This is a genomic window from Enterococcus sp. DIV0175, from assembly GCF_050529075.1.
Classification (GTDB): Bacteria; Bacillota; Bacilli; order Lactobacillales; family Enterococcaceae; genus Enterococcus_B; species Enterococcus_B thailandicus.
The window spans coordinates 2,334,798-2,350,285 of sequence record NZ_CP172880.1 but is presented as its reverse complement, the minus strand read 5'-3'; the positions used below and the strand labels follow the sequence as shown (position 1 = coordinate 2,350,285).

The window sequence follows — 15,488 nt, the reverse complement described above, 5'->3', positions numbered from 1 at the left end:
GCGGATAATGAAAGAGAATATGCTATAATATTTTTGAGCGTAAAAATACGCTGTATGAAGAAAAACACTGTTCATTGTGATAGTAATCAAAGGAGAGATCAAGATGATTCAAGCCAATGTAGTAGAAATTGGACCAGAAGCAATTAATGAAAAAGAACCAATGCTGATTTTATTTAACAACACAGCAACAACTACTTTACGAAACTACTCGATTATCCAAGAATTTTTAAATAAAGAACCCTTTAAGCTAGAATCTGGAAAAACAATTCGATTTGATGAACAAGAATATACGATTGAACATGTCGGAACGACTGCTAATCAAAATCTGGAAACAGTTGGTCACGTAACGTTAGTGTTTGACGAGCATCAACCAGAAAATACGATTGTTAATGGTGTGTATTTGAATCCTTATCAACTTCCAGAAATTCATTTGGGAACACAAATTTATTATCAGTAGGAGGGACATATGGAGGAGAAAAATAAAAAAGGAAAACCAATTTCCTGGTTTTGGAAATGGTTTTTAAATAATCAAGTAGTAACGGCCTTATTAGTTGTTCTGCTTTTATTAGTAATCGTCTTTCTTTTTACGAAAGTGTCATACCTATTTGAACCTGTGTGGCAATTCTTAGCTATCGTTGGCCTACCAATTATTTTAGCGGGTATTTTATATTATTTGATGAATCCTGTGGTGGACTATTTAGAGAAGAAAAAGATTCCCAGAATTTACAGTATTATTGGTTTATTTGTCGTTGTGGTGGCGCTAATCGTTTGGGGAATCGTAGTGATTGTGCCAAAAATTCAAGAGCAATCAGTTAGCTTTGCTAGTAATTTCCCACAATATGTCGACACGATAGATGATAAATTAACAGAAATCTTACGCGATCCTTTGTTTAATCAATTTCGTGAACAACTTGAGACTGCGGGGGATAAAATTATTAATTCTGCCGGCGATTTGATTAAGAACCTTTCAAAAACGACCGTTCAAAGTGTTGGAAGTATCGTAGGAGCGGTAGCGACAGTCATTGTGGCAATTATGACGATGCCATTTATCTTGTTTTATTTATTGAAAGATGGACGTCAATTAGCACCTTACTTTGTTAAATTCTTACCAACACGTATGAGAAAACCAACTTTGAAAGTATTAAGTGAAATGAACGATCAAGTATCTTCTTATATAAGAGGTCAATTGACTGTGGCTTTTGCTGTGGCAATCATGTTTATCATTGGTTTTTCGATTATTGGATTGGAATATTCAGTGACGTTAGGTATTGTTGCAGGATTCTTGAATCTAATTCCGTACCTTGGCTCATTTTTAGCCATGATTCCAGCAGTCTTTCTTGGGATTGTAGCAGGGCCTTTGATGTTGGTGAAAGTGATTATCGTCTTTATTGCCGAGCAAACGATCGAAGGACGATTGATTTCACCATTAGTTTTAGGGAATCAATTAGCGATTCATCCAGTAACGATTTTATTGGTTTTATTGACTTCTGGAAAACTGTTTGGAATTGTGGGAGTTATTTTGGGAATACCTGTTTATGCGGCAGCCAAAGTAATCATCACGCATATTTTTGAATGGTACACAACGATTTCTTCCTTATATGAAGACGATCCAGTTGAAACGCCGAAAAAAGAATAGGCAACTATCTTAAAAATCAAAAAAAGAAACATAAATAAAAACAGCAAACGACAATCGAAAACTAGATTGTTGTTTGCTGTTTTTTTGTTGTAAAAGAGATCTGTTTTGCTTAGAAATCTTTTCCTAATTGAGTAGCTTTGTCTAGTGCTTCTTGCATCAATTCTTCTGCACGGTCAGGTGTGTAGTCGATTCCTTCGATAAATAATTGATCGATTTCGTCAATTCCAATAAAGTTCAAGATTCCTTTAACATATTGTGAAGCAAAATCTTGGCCTTGATAAATACCACCATTTGATTGGATGTGTAAAGCTTTCTTTCCTTGAACTAAACCTTGAGGACCATTTTCTGTATATTTGAATGTTTTACCAGCTACGTTGACCGTGTCAAACCAAGCTTTTAAACGTGTTGGAATATTTAGGTTCCAAAGTGCGTTGGCAATGACGATTTTATCAGCAGCTAGAAATTGTTCAGTTAATTCGTTAAACCGCGCGATTTTATGTTGTTGCTTTTCAGTTAATTCTGAGAAGTCGGCTCCAGTACGAAGAACTTCCCAACCAGATAATAATTCTTCGTCAATTTCAGGAATATCATCACGGTAAAGATCAAGAATAGTGATTTCATCTTCTGGATGACTTTCTTTATAGCTAGTTAGAAATGTAGAAAGAGCTTTAACTGAGCGTGATTCTTCAGCAGTTAAAGGATGACCTTTGACAATTAATACTGATGACATAATGATTCAATCTCCTTTTTTGTAAACATACTTGTTATGTTCAAGACTAACAAAGCTAGTTTAATCGAAAAAGAAAAGGCTATCAAGGTTTAAAAACAAAGAATAGTTCATTTAGCTGCTTTTCTTTTTTACTACTCATTCTTTTTTTACTGATCCATTTGGTGGAGCCAAAACAAAATCATACTGAAATCAAGTGTAAAAAAATAAAAAAACTTCAACTAAAGGCCAGTTTGTTTAGATTTATTTACCTCGACATCGGTAAAAGTATATTGGAAATGATTGATTTGCATGGCTATAATTTAGTTATTCCACCATGTTGATTTGGGATGAACATCTCAAATAACCCCACAAGTGGAAGAGCTGATTTTTTTACATAGTCGTAGCAAATCATCACTCTTTCATTAGAGTTGCTGTTAGTTCATTGTTTTTACAAAAAGATAGCCGAAGAGACTTCTCATATTCTAAGTTCGTCTGGCTGGCAAACGGGTTTTCTTTTAGGCAAATAATGAACGAACTCAAACGTAAAAGGTGGGAAACCCTTACTCACTTATTTTTAAAAGAAGCAGTGCATTCGTTTAACGGATGTACTGTTTCTTTTTTGCAGTTGAAATAAAGGAAAAAAATAATGTAAAAAACTTGCAAAACAGTCTGCTGGTGTTATAATGACATAGCGTCATATGACAACGCGTCATTTGGGCGAAGAAACGAAAGGAGGAGGACTATGCCAACACAAACATTTTTTCATTTGCCAAAGGAAAAGCAACAACGATTATTAGCCGCTGCGAATGCTGAGTTTTCACGTGTGCCGTTAAAGGATGCGTCAATTGCTAATATCGTGAAACTAGCTGAGATACCACGTGGTAGTTTTTATCAATATTTTGAAAATAAAGAGGATCTGTACTTCTATTATTTTGAGACACTGCGACGTGATAGTTCGCGAGATATGCGAAACTTGATGAAAGAAGTTCATGGAGATCTTTTTGAAGGCTTCGAGCTTTATTTTGAAAAGATGATTCGCGAAATCTTAGCAGGAGAAAATTCTGCATTTTATCGACACTTATTCATGAACATGGATTATCGCGCTTCACGTAAAGTGACTCCTCATCTTTCTGAAGAGGAAAAGGCAAAAAAAATGCCACATAAAAGACATAAGCAGGATACTCAAGCTTTAATAGAAGTGATTGATCAAACAAAACTAAAAGTAAGAGATTCACACGAATTAGAGCTGCTGATATCACTGTTGATGAATGCTGTTTTTTCAACGATTACACATTCATACAAATCACTTTCAGTGACGAAAGACTACTCAGTTGAACAAGCAATCGAAGAATTTAAGTTAAAGCTTTCTTGGTTGAAAGAGGGAGCCTATAAGTAGAAAGAAGGGGAATAGATGCTGAAAATTATTAAACGAATTTCCATTACTTCTGCCATTGCCGCAGTTGGTTTTATGGTTGTTCAAGTTTTGGCAGACTTATATTTACCAACATTGACATCCAACATTATTGATAAAGGGGTAGCTAAAGGAGACATTGACTATATTTGGCAGACTGGCTTTGTCATGATTGGCTTTTCATTGATTAGTATTTTAGCTGCTATTGGAAATACTTTTTTTGCGACGCGTGAGTCACAAAAATTAGGGAAAAAATTACGCTCAGATGTTTATCAAAAGGCAGAAAATCTAACAAATGATGGCTTTGATAAATTTGGAACAGCCTCGTTGATTACGAGAACAACAAATGATGTGACACAAATTCAAATGGTTGTTCAAATGTTTTTACGGATGATGATCAACGCACCTATTACATTGATAGGGGCAAGTTTTCTTGCTTATCAAAAAGATCAAGAGTTAACAAAAATCTTTTTGGTAGTTATCCCAATCATGTTAGTTTTAGTTGGCGGTATTATGTATTTTGCGGTTCCGTTGTTTAAGAGTATGCAAAAGAAAACGGACCGCTTGAACTTAGTTTTCCGTGAAGGCTTAACGGGTGTCCGCGTGATTCGTGCGTTTGATAAAACAAAGTTTGAAGAGAACCGTTTTGATTTAGCAAATAAAGATTACACAAATACAGCGATTCGCGTGAACTCAATTGTTGCATTGATGATGCCGTTGATGACGCTAATCATGAGTGGAACAAACGTAGCGATTACTTGGTTTGGTGGACACTACATAGCTGAAATGAATTTAGAAGTTGGGAATTTAATTGCTTTTATGACTTATGCGATGCAAATCCTAATTAGTTTCATGATGCTATCAATGATCTTTATCATGGTTCCTCGTGCGCAAGCTTCTGCTGATCGGATCAATGAAGTATTAGACGAAGATATCGATATTACGGACCCAAAAAATCCAAAAGAAGTAACGCTTGCCGGAAAGTCTGCAACGTTGAATTTTGACCATGTGGATTATCGTTATCGTGGTGCAGAAAAATTAGCGCTTGAAGATATTGATTTTCGTGCAAAATCAGGGGAAATCGTTGCGATTATCGGTGGAACTGGTTCTGGTAAAACAACGTTAGTGAATTTGATTCCTCGACTATATGAAATTGAATCAGGCGAAATTCGTTTAAATCAAACGGATATTCGCGAAATGACTCAAGAAAACTTGCGTGATTTGATTGGTTTCGTTCCACAAAAAGCGATTTTATTTTCTGGAACGATTCGGGAAAACATGCAATATGGCTTACCTGACGCAACGGATGAAATGATCTGGAAAGCATTAGAAATTGCTCAAGCAAAAGAGTTTGTTTCTGAGTTGGAAGACGGGCTAGATAGTCATGTTGAACAAGGTGGAGGAAATTTTTCTGGTGGACAAAGACAGCGGTTAGCGATTGCTCGCGCATTAGTCAAACCAGCAGATGTTTATGTATTTGATGATTCATTTTCTGCGCTTGATTTCAAAACAGATGCGAAACTTCGTCAAGCATTGAAACAGGACATGACCGACAGTATAACTGTTTTAGTAGCGCAACGCGTAAGTACCGTCATGGATGCTGATACGATTTTAGTTTTAGATGAAGGCAAGTTAGTTGGTAAAGGAACACATAAAGAACTGCTAGAAACAAATGAAACTTATGCGGAAATTGTTCGTTCGCAATTAAGAGAGGAGGACTTAGCATGAGTAAAGAAAAAACACAATCCTCTCATGGATCAATGCGTGGCGGAGGTGGTCATGGACCTGGGCGTAACATTGGTGCAAAAGGAGAAAAAGCAAAAAACTTCTGGGGGACAGTTAGCCGCCTCTTTAGCTATATGTCAAAACGACTAATTGCGATTGTTTTAGTATTTGTCTTGGCAATTGCGGCAGTGATTTTCCAAATCCAAACGCCGAAAGTTCTAGGTCGTGCAACAACTGAAATTTTTAAAGGCGTCATGATTGGCGCGAAACAGATGCAGCAAGGTCAAAAAGTGACTGAATTTCCAATTGACTTTGATAAAATCGGCCAAATTATTGCGACCGTCATTGTCATGTATGTTATTGCTGCCGTGTTTAGTTTCTTACAACAATTTATTATGACGCGTGTCTCACAACGAACAGTTTATGATTTGCGTAAGGACTTAGAAGCTAAAATGAACCGAGTACCCATTTCTTATTATGATACACATACGAATGGGGATATTATGTCTCGGGCAATCAACGATATGGACAACATTGCAAGTACCCTTCAACAAAATTTGACGCAATTTGTAACGAGTACAGTTACACTGATTGGGGTCATCGTGATGATGTTATCAATTAGTTGGCAATTGACACTAGTCGCTTTACTAATGATTCCGTTAAGTTTAATCGTTGTGATGATCGTCGCACCAAAATCACAAGTATATTTTTCAGATCAACAAAAGAGTTTAGGTTTGTTGAATAACCAAGTAGAAGAAACCTATGCTGGTCACACGATTGTTAAAACCTTTAATCATACTGGAAAAGATCAGGAAGTTTTTGAAGTTGAAAATGAAAAACTTTATGCGTCTGGTTGGAAAGCCCAATTTATTTCGGCAATCATTATGCCGTTGATGAACTTTGTTAAGAATTTAGGCTATGTGTTTGTCGCTGTCCTTGGTGGGATTAAAGTAGCAAATGGGAATATTTCTTTAGGGGATGTTCAAGCATTCTTGCAATATACAAGCCAATTCTCACAACCAATTACTCAAATCGCTAGCTTAATGAATACCATTCAATCAACTGTCGCTTCTGCAGAACGTGTATTTGAAGTCTTAGACGAAGCTGAAATGACAGATGAACCTTCAGGACTCCCAGTAGAAGAAGATTCTCCCTATAAAGTTCGCTTTGAAAATGTACAGTTTGGTTATACTGAGGATAACTTATTGATGACCGATTTTAACTTAAATGTCAAACCGGGAGAAATGGTCGCAATCGTTGGCCCAACTGGTGCAGGTAAAACTACGTTGATCAATTTGTTGGAACGTTTTTATGATGTGTCTGGCGGAAGCATTCGCTATGAAGGTGTTGATACTCGAGACTTATCCCGTGATGAGTTGCGTGCCAAATTCTCGATGGTCTTACAAGATACGTGGTTATTCACAGGTACAATCTATGACAATATCCATTATGGAAATGAACAAGCCACAAAAGACCAAGTAATTGCCGCTGCCAAAGCTGCTCATGTGGATGATTTTGTTCGTAAATTACCAGAAGGATATGACACGATTTTAAATGAAGATGCAAGTAACATCTCTCAAGGACAACGCCAATTGATCACGATTGCTCGCGCATTCTTGGCTAATCCAGATGTCTTGATTCTGGATGAGGCAACTTCAAGTGTTGATACTCGAACAGAGATTTTGATCCAACGAGCAATGAACCGTCTCTTAGAAAATCGGACAAGTTTTGTGGTTGCGCATCGCTTGTCAACGATTCGCGATGCAGACAATATTATTGTGATGAATCATGGATCAATTGTAGAAACAGGTAACCATGAAGAACTAATGGCTAAAGATGGTTTTTATGCTGATCTTTATAATAGTCAATTTTCTGAAGAAGTTGCTTAATAACAAGAGGTTGTGGCGCCAAGCGATTAGCTCCGAACAGATAATGAGCAAACACTCAAAATAGCTTTTCATGTTTTGAAGTGAATGCAAGTTATATTGAGTAGTTGCTTTGGGAACACCGTTTATTCTAAAAAGGGATGTGACAGAAGGATTGTCACATCCCTTTTTCATATTTATTTGAAATAACCAACTGATTGGCAACGAAAAATAATTAAAAAAGCTGTATTCAGGAAAAGTTATTTGTTAGATTCCGCCAATTTTTTTGATTTTCTTGAAGAAAATGGAGATTGGTGTTACTCTCGGACTAAATAAATTTCACAAATTCTTAGTTATTGCTTGAAAGAAGTGACATCCATCGTTAAAATATAATTTGACGCAGAAGGGGAGTAGAATAAATGAAAGATTTTAAATTGGGGGCTACTACCTATTTAAAAAGTGTGGCTATCCGAGTCAAAGATCGCGATAAAATGATTGCTTTTTATAAGGATACAGTTGGTTTTGATTTGAAGCGTGAAGAAAATGAGTTGGCTATTTTTGGTACACAAGATAGTGACAGTGAAATGCTTTTACTAGAAGAAAGCCCACGTGCGAACAATCACACAGGTGAAATCAAAAAGTTGAGTCGCTTTTCTTTGGTCATTCCAAGTGTGGAAGAAATGGCAGATATGTTATGCCGTATCCGTAAAACAAATTATCCAATTAAAGATGCACTGGAAGATCAAGCACGTATGGGAATCTTATTAGTTGACCCAGAAGGTAACGAACTTGAAATTTATTACGAAGAAAAAAATGCTGAAAAAGCAGAACCTGAAGTAATGGATCAAGAAGCTTTACTGCGAAAATCTGAAGAAAAATTCACAAAGTTAACATCAGGTGCCTATTTTGAAAAAATTCATTTGAATGTTAGCGACCTAGCGAAAGAGCGCCAATTTTTGAGTCATGTACTCGGACTAAAAGTACATAACGAAGAAAATGGTCTGCATGTACTGAACGAAGGCGATTTTCATGTTGGTTTGAACCAAGCAGTAGGTGGAACAATCGACTTACCAACAGATGAGGTTTTAGGATTAGACTTCTTGAAATTTGTCGTGACACCAGAAAACATGGAAACATTGATTGAACATTTACAAGCTGAAAATCTTGATTTCTTCGTAGATAAGAAAAAATCAGTCATCACTGTGTATGATGCAATTGGTATCGAGTGGTGGTTTGTCAGCAATCCTAAAAAATAGCTAAATAGATTGGAGTCAGCCAAAAAATAATTTCTTAACGATAGTGCTGACTGCAATCATTTTGATAAAGGACAAGAGTAGCTGGATGGCTTCTCTTATTTTTTTTAAACAAAGTAATCGAAAGAAATCAACTGAAACAGCTTGCTTCACTACCCAGAAAAATATATGCTTGTGCTGTATGAATGATCAAATCCTTCAAAGAGATTCTTTGAGTAGAAATGAGGAAAGAACATGTATCCAGAAACAAAACAAATGATTTTGACTAAACTTGCGGAAGGTTTTTACCCCGGTGTTGTAGCTGCTTTTATCAAACAAGAAAAAGTCGAATCATTTGCAGCAGGACAAGCCCAAATTGTTCCTGATACACAACCGATGTCAGAAGACTTACTTTTTGATGCAGCATCGTTAACGAAAGTCATCGCTACCACAACACTTGTTTTACGATTGTGGGAAGACGGTAAACTTGACTTGGATCAACCGCTCCAGCGCTATTTACCAGCATTTGAAAACCAGACAATTACCATTCGTCATTTATTGACGCACACTTCAGATATTCAAACTTGGATACCTGACCGAGATTCATTAACACAAGAAGAATTGATTGCTGCTTATTTAACATTGCAACCTGGAGCTGAGTTAGGCAAAACGGTAAAATATACTGATGCAGGGACGATCTTGCTTGGTTTGATGTTGGAAGAAATTTATCAAGAGCCAGCGGTTGAATTATTTCAAGAACAAGTTCTTGAACCTTTAGGAATGATGAATAGTTTATTTTTACCTTTTCCATCTAAAAAAATCGTTCCTACTGAACAATTACCCTCTGGAGAAGTTTTAAGAGGAATCACTCATGACCCTAAAGCAAGAATTTTAGCTGAACATGCTGGAAATGCAGGGTTATTTTTGGATTTAGAAGATAGCATTTCTTTTGTTCAAATGTATTTGGCTAAAGGAAAAGTCAATGGGGGACAATTTTTGACTACCCAAACGATTGAGTCATTACTTCAAGATCATACACCTGAAAAAAATGGACAGCGATCATTAGGATGGGCTCTTAAATTAGATCAAAAGGATCAACATCCGATACTTTTCCACACGGGATATACAGGAACGTTCCTGTTAATTGATGTTATTAGTCAAGAAGGCTTTATCTTTTTATCCAACCGTATTCATCCAAATGATGCGCGTGAAGCCTATCTTGAATGTCGTGATGAAATTGTTGAAACTTATCTGAAAGAGAAAGCGTTCTTACAAAAATAGTGCTATAATAGCTATGAAAGTTGAGAGGAGTTTGAATTATGCAAGAACCTATGTTTTTAAAACCAGTTTTCCAAGAAAAAATTTGGGGAGGAAGTCGCCTACGTTCTGTATTTGGATTTGACATTCCTAGTGACAAAATTGGAGAGGACTGGGCAATCAGTGCGCATCCTCATGGTGTAAGTATCGTTGAAAATGGCGAATTTAAAGGTCAAAAATTAGATGACCTTTGGGCAAATCATAAAGAGTTATTCGGTCACCCCACAGAACCAGTTTTTCCATTACTAATTAAAATTTTAGATGCAGAAGATGAATTATCTGTTCAAGTCCATCCAGATGATACATATGGAATGGAACATGAAGGTGAATTAGGTAAAACAGAGTGCTGGTACATCATTGATGCAGAGCCAGGCGCAGAAATCATTTATGGTCATCACGCAAAAACACGTGAAGAACTTGCGAAAATGATTGAAGAAGGTCGTTGGGATGATTTACTGAAACGTGTTCCTGTGAAAAAAGGTGATTTCTTCTATGTACCAAGTGGAACAATCCACGCAATTGGTAAAGGAATCATGATTTTAGAAACACAACAAAGTTCAGATACGACTTACCGTGTTTATGATTACGATCGCAAAGACGATCAAGGAAATACCCGTGAATTACACATCCAACAATCAATTGATGTAACAACTGTTCCAGCGAAAACGCCAGAATTACACGTAAAAGAAATTCGTGAAGGCAATTCTTCCGTAGTTACGTATCTAGAAACAGAATTCTTTAACGTTTATGAATGGGACGTTAAAGGCATCATGTCATTTAAAAAACAAGCACCTTATACGCTGATGACAGTAATTGCTGGCGCTGGCGAGTTAGTGGTTGACGGAAAAACTTATTCATTGGAAAAAGGGACAAGCTGCATCATTCCTGATGGCGTCAAAGAATGGACGATCCAAGGTGAGTTAGCAATTATTGCTTCTGTTCCCGGTGAAAAGAAATAATTGATTGAAAGAATGCAAAAAAGAATGAGCCAACGCGAATTTCGCTTTGGTTCATTCTTTTTGTTTGAGTTTTTTGTATGAAATGCTAGGTGCTACATTTTTGTTGTCACAGTTGGCAAATCTAACTCTTTTCCATAACGCTTTTCTAAAGCTAGGCGAATCAAGCGTTCAGCTAAGTGTTCATTACGTGCTAAGATAGGACCATGGAAGTAAGAACCATAAACATTACGGTAAATAACTCCTTCAGACTGATCTTCGCCATTGTTTCCTTCTCCTTGAACGACTTTCCCAAGAGGACGTTCACCTTCACCTAAGAAAGTTCGTCCATTATGATTTTCAAATCCATAATAAGTTTCGTCAAATTCTTCATTGTGAATAACAATATCTCCGATAAAACGATTGTTGTCTTGGCTAAGTGTGTAGTGATCTAAAGCACTGATTCCTTGGATTTTTTCACCATTAGCGCCCATGTAATAGTGACCAAGTAATTGATAGCCACCACAAATCGCAAGCATGACACCATCATTTTCAATATAGTTTGTCAAAGATTCTTTCTTGTCTTGAATGTCTTCTGAAATAATCAGCTGTTCAAAGTCTTGCCCACCACCGAAAAAGACTAAGTCATATTTTTTTTCATCAAAAGGTTCATGGATGCTGACGATTTCAGAATTGAAAGTCACGCCCATTTTTTCGGCAACGTATTTGAGCATCAATAAATTTCCGTTATCCCCGTAAGTATTCATTAAATTACCATACAGGTGCGCAATAGTTAATTCATAATTAGCCATTATTCATGCCTCCCTTAATATATCCCTGATTTGCTAATTCTTTACGCAACTGCAAAACAGCGGTGTAAGTCGCTAGAATATAAACATGTTCGGTTGGAAGTGTTTTGATTTTTTCAATTACTTCAGGAATTTCTTTTGTTTCCGTTAATTTTTCTTCTGGAATACCCGCAACTTTTAAGCGCAAAGTCATGTCTGTATGGCGATCTCCACCAGAGATAACTGCTGGAATAGCCATGGTTGCGAAGTTTTCATAGTTGCCATCCCAAATCCAACTGACATCAATTCCATCAGCATAATTCGCATTTAGTAGGGAAACTAATGAAAACGGGTAAGGCGCAAGACCAATCATATCAATTACTTGATTGATTCCAACCGGATTTTTAACAAGGATCAATGTGCATTTCTTGTCATTGATTGTTATCGTTTCTTGCCGACCAAAGACTTTTTCATCATAACCCAGACCTTGTTTGATTTTTTCTGGTGCGACACCATAATATTCAGCCACAGCTGTAGCAGCTAACGCATTATACACGTTATACATTCCACCAACTTCGATACCATACTCATGTCCATCAATGACAAAATCAGCAGAAACATTATCCATACGAATCATCTCAGTTAAACGATAATCAAGTTCAGGACGTTTAAAGTCACAATTTGGACAATAATACTTCCCTAAGTTCGCATAAGTGATCATTTTATAATGTAAGATATGATGACATTTTGGACACAGAACGCCATCTGTGTTGTAGTGAGCCATTTGTTCATGATCTTCTTCGTGATCAAACCCATAATATTTGTTTGGATTGACTGTTTGTACCGAATTGAAAATTGGTGAGTCACCATTTGAAATAATCGTTGCATTTGGTGCTTTTGCAGCACCGTCAACAATCATTTTGTACGTTGTATAAATTTCACCGTAACGATCCATTTGGTCACGGAAAATATTTGTGAATAAAAATAGTTCAGGTTTCATATATTCTGTCACTTTACTCAAGCTAGCTTCGTCAATTTCGAGAACAGCAAATTTTTTCTGTCCTTTTTTTGGTTTGGCTTGTAAGAATGTTGAAACGATTCCTTGAACCATGTTTGCACCAGTTGGATTTGTCAAAACTTCATCAAATTGTTGACGCAAAATATTAACAGTTAAGGCAGTGGTCAATGTTTTTCCATTTGTTCCAGTTACGACAACTACTTCATAATCTTTGGCTAAACTATCTAAAATATGCGGATCTATTTTAAGAGCAAGCTTACCAGGTAAGCTTGAGCCACCTTTAAAAAATGTTTTCAATGCCCATTGTGATGATTTCCCAACTGCAATCGCAAATTGACTGCGTATTCCCATTATGTAACCTCCAAAAAACGTCGTGTTGACGAGTAAATTCAACTTATCATACCACATGTTGAAAAAAAGGTTAAATTGCTTTTCTTTTTCTTAAGAAATGGAGGATTTTACAGAGGAAGTTAATAAAAAAAAGAAAAACGCTCTTGATTGATAGAATCAAGAACGTTCTTTTTTTCATATAGAAGAGATTACCCAATAATAATTTTTTCTGAAGGATATTCATAACCCAAATCTCGTGTCTCTTTTGGCACGAACAACATCAAGGTATAAAGCATACCGATTCGTCCGATAAACATCAGCCCAGCAATCGTGATTTTTCCAATGACAGAAAGATCTGGGGTGATACCTAATGAAAGACCAGTTGTCCCAAAAGCAGATGTGACCTCTACAATAATAGCTATTAGAGATTGTTCTTCTGTTGCAGATAGAAATAGGATACAAAAGAAACACATACCTAGGGATAACATAAACACAACGACTGATTTACGAACATCATCATCATCGATTCTTCGCCCAAAAATATTGATATTATCTTCACTTTTTAAGAAAGAGTACAGATAAAGCCCAATGATTGCAACAGTCGTCGTTCGAATTCCACCACCGACAGAGCTTGGACTACACCCGATAAACATGAGCAATGAAAAGACAATTAATGTGGTGATTTGAAAATTACCTAAATCATGGATTTGAAGCCCCGCATTCCGGGTAGTCATTGAATAAAACATGGAATTAATCCACTGGACACCTTGACTGGAAGAATGAAAGAGGTGATCTTTTTCCAGTAAATAAATCAACAGTGTGCCACTAATAAATAAAATGATAAATGCCAGAACTGCTAATTTGGTAAATAAAGAGAAGCGAAAAGGCAAGCGTTCTTTTCGTTTTCGATACAAAAACCACTCGCGAACTTCCATTAGAACCGGAAAACCAATCCCACCAATGAAGATCAAAAACATGATAGCAATCAGAAATGGATAGTCATGAGCAAAAGGCTTGATGGAGTCACCAGTCACGTCAAAGCCAGAGTTGGTTACAGCTGAGATTGCTTGATAAAAACCGTAAAAGATAGCATCACGCCAGCGCTCAAAGTACCCTTGATAGTAGAAATAAATTGAAAATAATGTACCAAAGATTACTTGAAACCAAATCAAAATGGAAAAAGTTGTCCGAATCAAGCGCACAATTCCCGAAAGTCGTGGCTGGTTCATATCGGTCATGATCAATTGCCGTTGACGCAACGTAATGCGCCTTTTGGATAAAATAATGAAAGCAGTCGAAATCATCATGATTCCTAACCCGCCGATTTGAAATAGAACTTCCAATAAAATAATGCCCGAATCATTGAATACCGAATTGATATCAAAAGTAGAAAGACCGGTTACGCTAACCGTGCTGATTGCCATAAATAGCATATCGACAAATGGAACGTGGCTACCTTTTTCTCGGAAAACAGGTAAATAAAACAATCCTAATGAAAGGATAGTCATCAAAATATAATAAGACACAATAATTTGAATCGAAGTAAAGTGATTCGTGATAAAGCGTTGCGTGTGTCGTTGCGTCTTACGCAAAAAAAGCTCAATCTTCAAAAAAAGTAAGCCTCCTTCTTTGGGTTGTTGCTAACAGTATAACAGGTGCAAATGCAAAAGCTCAAAAAAATCGCTAAAATAAGTGTGAGATTCGTCTTTTTGTTTATGAAAAAATAGCATATAATGAAGCAATATTTTAAAAAGAGGTGAGCTGGCGTGACGGAAGTAGTTGATGCCACAGAAATAGTTGAAAAAATGAAGAATCAAAAAATAAATTATGATTCTGTTCTAAAAAAAATGATCAAACAATGGGGATTGGCACAAAAAAAGCCAACCATTTTAATCCACACCTGTTGTGCTCCTTGCAGCACGCACACATTAGAATTTATGTCAGAGTATGCAGAAGTCACTTTATTTTTCTCGAATTCAAATATCCATCCTAAAAGTGAATATTTACGTCGGTTAGCAGAGCAACAACGGTTTGTTGATGAATTTAACGAAAATACGAATCATCAAGTGAAACTAATTGTCGATGAGTATCGTCCTAGCGTTTTTAACAAAATGGTGTTGGAAAATCAGTTAGAAAATGAAAAAGAAGGTGGTGCACGTTGCACAGCTTGCTTTAACATGCGATTAGATTTAGTAGCACAAAAGGCACAAGAATTAGGCTATGATTACTTTGGGAGTGCCCTAACAATCTCGCCCAAAAAAAATGCGGCATTGATCAATCAAATTGGAATGGATATCCAAAAAATATATGGCACCCATTATTTGCCTAGTGATTTCAAGAAAAATAAGGGCTATGAACGCTCGATTCAGATGTGTAAGGAATATGATATCTATCGTCAATGTTATTGTGGTTGTGTATTTTCTGCCAAACAACAAGGGATTGACTTGAAAAAAGTGAATCTTGAAGCGAAAGAATATCTAGCGAATCAATAAAAACTTCATAAAAACGTAAGAAAAAAATAA

13 protein-coding genes are annotated in these 15,488 nt (G+C 36.5%); 9 read left to right on the top strand and 4 right to left on the bottom strand.

From position 1 onward, the window contains the following. Positions 1-103: 103 nt before the first annotated feature. Both IGJ76_RS11075 and IGJ76_RS11070 read left to right on the top strand, forming a co-directional pair. Complete coding sequence (locus IGJ76_RS11075; RefSeq protein ID WP_067482850.1) at positions 104-457, top strand: PTS glucitol/sorbitol transporter subunit IIA; 354 nt, start codon at positions 104-106, stop codon at positions 455-457. Positions 458-466: 9 nt separating this feature from the next. Then, entirely contained in the window at positions 467-1,636 is a 1,170-nt protein-coding gene (locus IGJ76_RS11070; RefSeq protein WP_067482849.1) for an AI-2E family transporter, read from the top strand. Positions 1,637-1,745: 109 nt separating this feature from the next. Here IGJ76_RS11070 and IGJ76_RS11065 read toward each other — a convergent pair whose 3' ends face one another. After that, on the bottom strand, positions 1,746-2,366 hold the full coding sequence (locus IGJ76_RS11065; RefSeq protein WP_067482848.1) for an FMN-dependent NADH-azoreductase: 621 nt from the start codon (positions 2,364-2,366) through the stop codon (positions 1,746-1,748). Between the two features lie 721 nt (positions 2,367-3,087). On the opposite strand from IGJ76_RS11065, the gene IGJ76_RS11060 reads away from it, so the two are divergent. From IGJ76_RS11060 to manA, 6 genes are all read left to right on the top strand, one after another. Then, entirely contained in the window at positions 3,088-3,741 is a 654-nt protein-coding gene (locus IGJ76_RS11060; RefSeq protein WP_071869108.1) for a TetR/AcrR family transcriptional regulator, read from the top strand. Between the two features lie 15 nt (positions 3,742-3,756). After that, positions 3,757-5,484 (top strand): ABC transporter ATP-binding protein, encoded by a 1,728-nt coding sequence (locus IGJ76_RS11055; protein ID WP_071869107.1) that lies wholly within the window; start codon positions 3,757-3,759, stop codon positions 5,482-5,484. Then, positions 5,481-7,370, top strand: a complete 1,890-nt coding sequence (locus IGJ76_RS11050) for an ABC transporter ATP-binding protein (RefSeq protein WP_067482843.1) — start codon at positions 5,481-5,483, stop codon at positions 7,368-7,370. The genes IGJ76_RS11055 and IGJ76_RS11050 overlap by 4 nt, the downstream gene beginning before the upstream one ends. Positions 7,371-7,765: 395 nt before the next feature. Next, on the top strand, positions 7,766-8,602 hold the full coding sequence (locus IGJ76_RS11045) for a VOC family protein (RefSeq protein ID WP_067482841.1): 837 nt from the start codon (positions 7,766-7,768) through the stop codon (positions 8,600-8,602). A gap of 231 nt (positions 8,603-8,833) precedes the next feature. Further along, positions 8,834-9,859, top strand: a complete 1,026-nt coding sequence (locus IGJ76_RS11040; protein WP_071869104.1) for a serine hydrolase domain-containing protein — start codon at positions 8,834-8,836, stop codon at positions 9,857-9,859. Between the two features lie 38 nt (positions 9,860-9,897). Then, positions 9,898-10,854 carry a mannose-6-phosphate isomerase, class I gene (manA, locus tag IGJ76_RS11035; protein WP_067482833.1) on the top strand — a complete coding sequence of 319 codons (957 nt, stop codon included), beginning with the start codon at positions 9,898-9,900 and terminating at the stop codon, positions 10,852-10,854. A gap of 92 nt (positions 10,855-10,946) precedes the next feature. On the opposite strand, the gene IGJ76_RS11030 is transcribed toward manA, so the two are convergent. From IGJ76_RS11030 to IGJ76_RS11020, 3 genes are all read right to left on the bottom strand, one after another. Continuing rightward, positions 10,947-11,642 (bottom strand): type 1 glutamine amidotransferase, encoded by a 696-nt coding sequence (locus IGJ76_RS11030; protein ID WP_067482831.1) that lies wholly within the window; start codon positions 11,640-11,642, stop codon positions 10,947-10,949. After that, on the bottom strand, positions 11,635-12,987 hold the full coding sequence (locus IGJ76_RS11025; protein ID WP_067482829.1) for a Mur ligase family protein: 1,353 nt from the start codon (positions 12,985-12,987) through the stop codon (positions 11,635-11,637). The genes IGJ76_RS11030 and IGJ76_RS11025 overlap by 8 nt, the downstream gene beginning before the upstream one ends. 188 nt (positions 12,988-13,175) lie before the next feature. Further along, complete coding sequence (locus tag IGJ76_RS11020) at positions 13,176-14,576, bottom strand: TrkH family potassium uptake protein (protein ID WP_067482827.1); 1,401 nt, start codon at positions 14,574-14,576, stop codon at positions 13,176-13,178. A gap of 195 nt (positions 14,577-14,771) precedes the next feature. Between IGJ76_RS11020 and IGJ76_RS11015 the strand changes: the two genes are divergently transcribed. After that, a complete protein-coding gene (locus IGJ76_RS11015) occupies positions 14,772-15,458 on the top strand; it encodes an epoxyqueuosine reductase QueH (protein ID WP_270344650.1) in 687 nt (228 codons plus the stop codon). Positions 15,459-15,488: the final 30 nt, after the last annotated feature.

Excerpts from the sequence above, each read along its gene's own strand:
- IGJ76_RS11070 (WP_067482849.1), top strand. The coding sequence starts at position 467 with ATGGAGGAGAAAAATAAAAAAGGAAAACCAATTTCCTGGTTTTGGAAA.
- IGJ76_RS11025 (WP_067482829.1), bottom strand. The coding sequence starts at position 12,987 with ATGGGAATACGCAGTCAATTTGCGATTGCAGTTGGGAAATCATCACAA.
- IGJ76_RS11045 (WP_067482841.1), top strand. The coding sequence starts at position 7,766 with ATGAAAGATTTTAAATTGGGGGCTACTACCTATTTAAAAAGTGTGGCT.
- IGJ76_RS11075 (WP_067482850.1), top strand. The coding sequence starts at position 104 with ATGATTCAAGCCAATGTAGTAGAAATTGGACCAGAAGCAATTAATGAA.
- IGJ76_RS11050 (WP_067482843.1), top strand. The coding sequence starts at position 5,481 with ATGAGTAAAGAAAAAACACAATCCTCTCATGGATCAATGCGTGGCGGA.
- IGJ76_RS11065 (WP_067482848.1), bottom strand. The coding sequence starts at position 2,366 with ATGTCATCAGTATTAATTGTCAAAGGTCATCCTTTAACTGCTGAAGAA.
- IGJ76_RS11060 (WP_071869108.1), top strand. The coding sequence starts at position 3,088 with ATGCCAACACAAACATTTTTTCATTTGCCAAAGGAAAAGCAACAACGA.
- IGJ76_RS11030 (WP_067482831.1), bottom strand. The coding sequence starts at position 11,642 with ATGGCTAATTATGAATTAACTATTGCGCACCTGTATGGTAATTTAATG.
- manA (WP_067482833.1), top strand. The coding sequence starts at position 9,898 with ATGCAAGAACCTATGTTTTTAAAACCAGTTTTCCAAGAAAAAATTTGG.
- IGJ76_RS11015 (WP_270344650.1), top strand. The coding sequence starts at position 14,772 with ATGAAGAATCAAAAAATAAATTATGATTCTGTTCTAAAAAAAATGATC.
- IGJ76_RS11055 (WP_071869107.1), top strand. The coding sequence starts at position 3,757 with ATGCTGAAAATTATTAAACGAATTTCCATTACTTCTGCCATTGCCGCA.
- IGJ76_RS11040 (WP_071869104.1), top strand. The coding sequence starts at position 8,834 with ATGTATCCAGAAACAAAACAAATGATTTTGACTAAACTTGCGGAAGGT.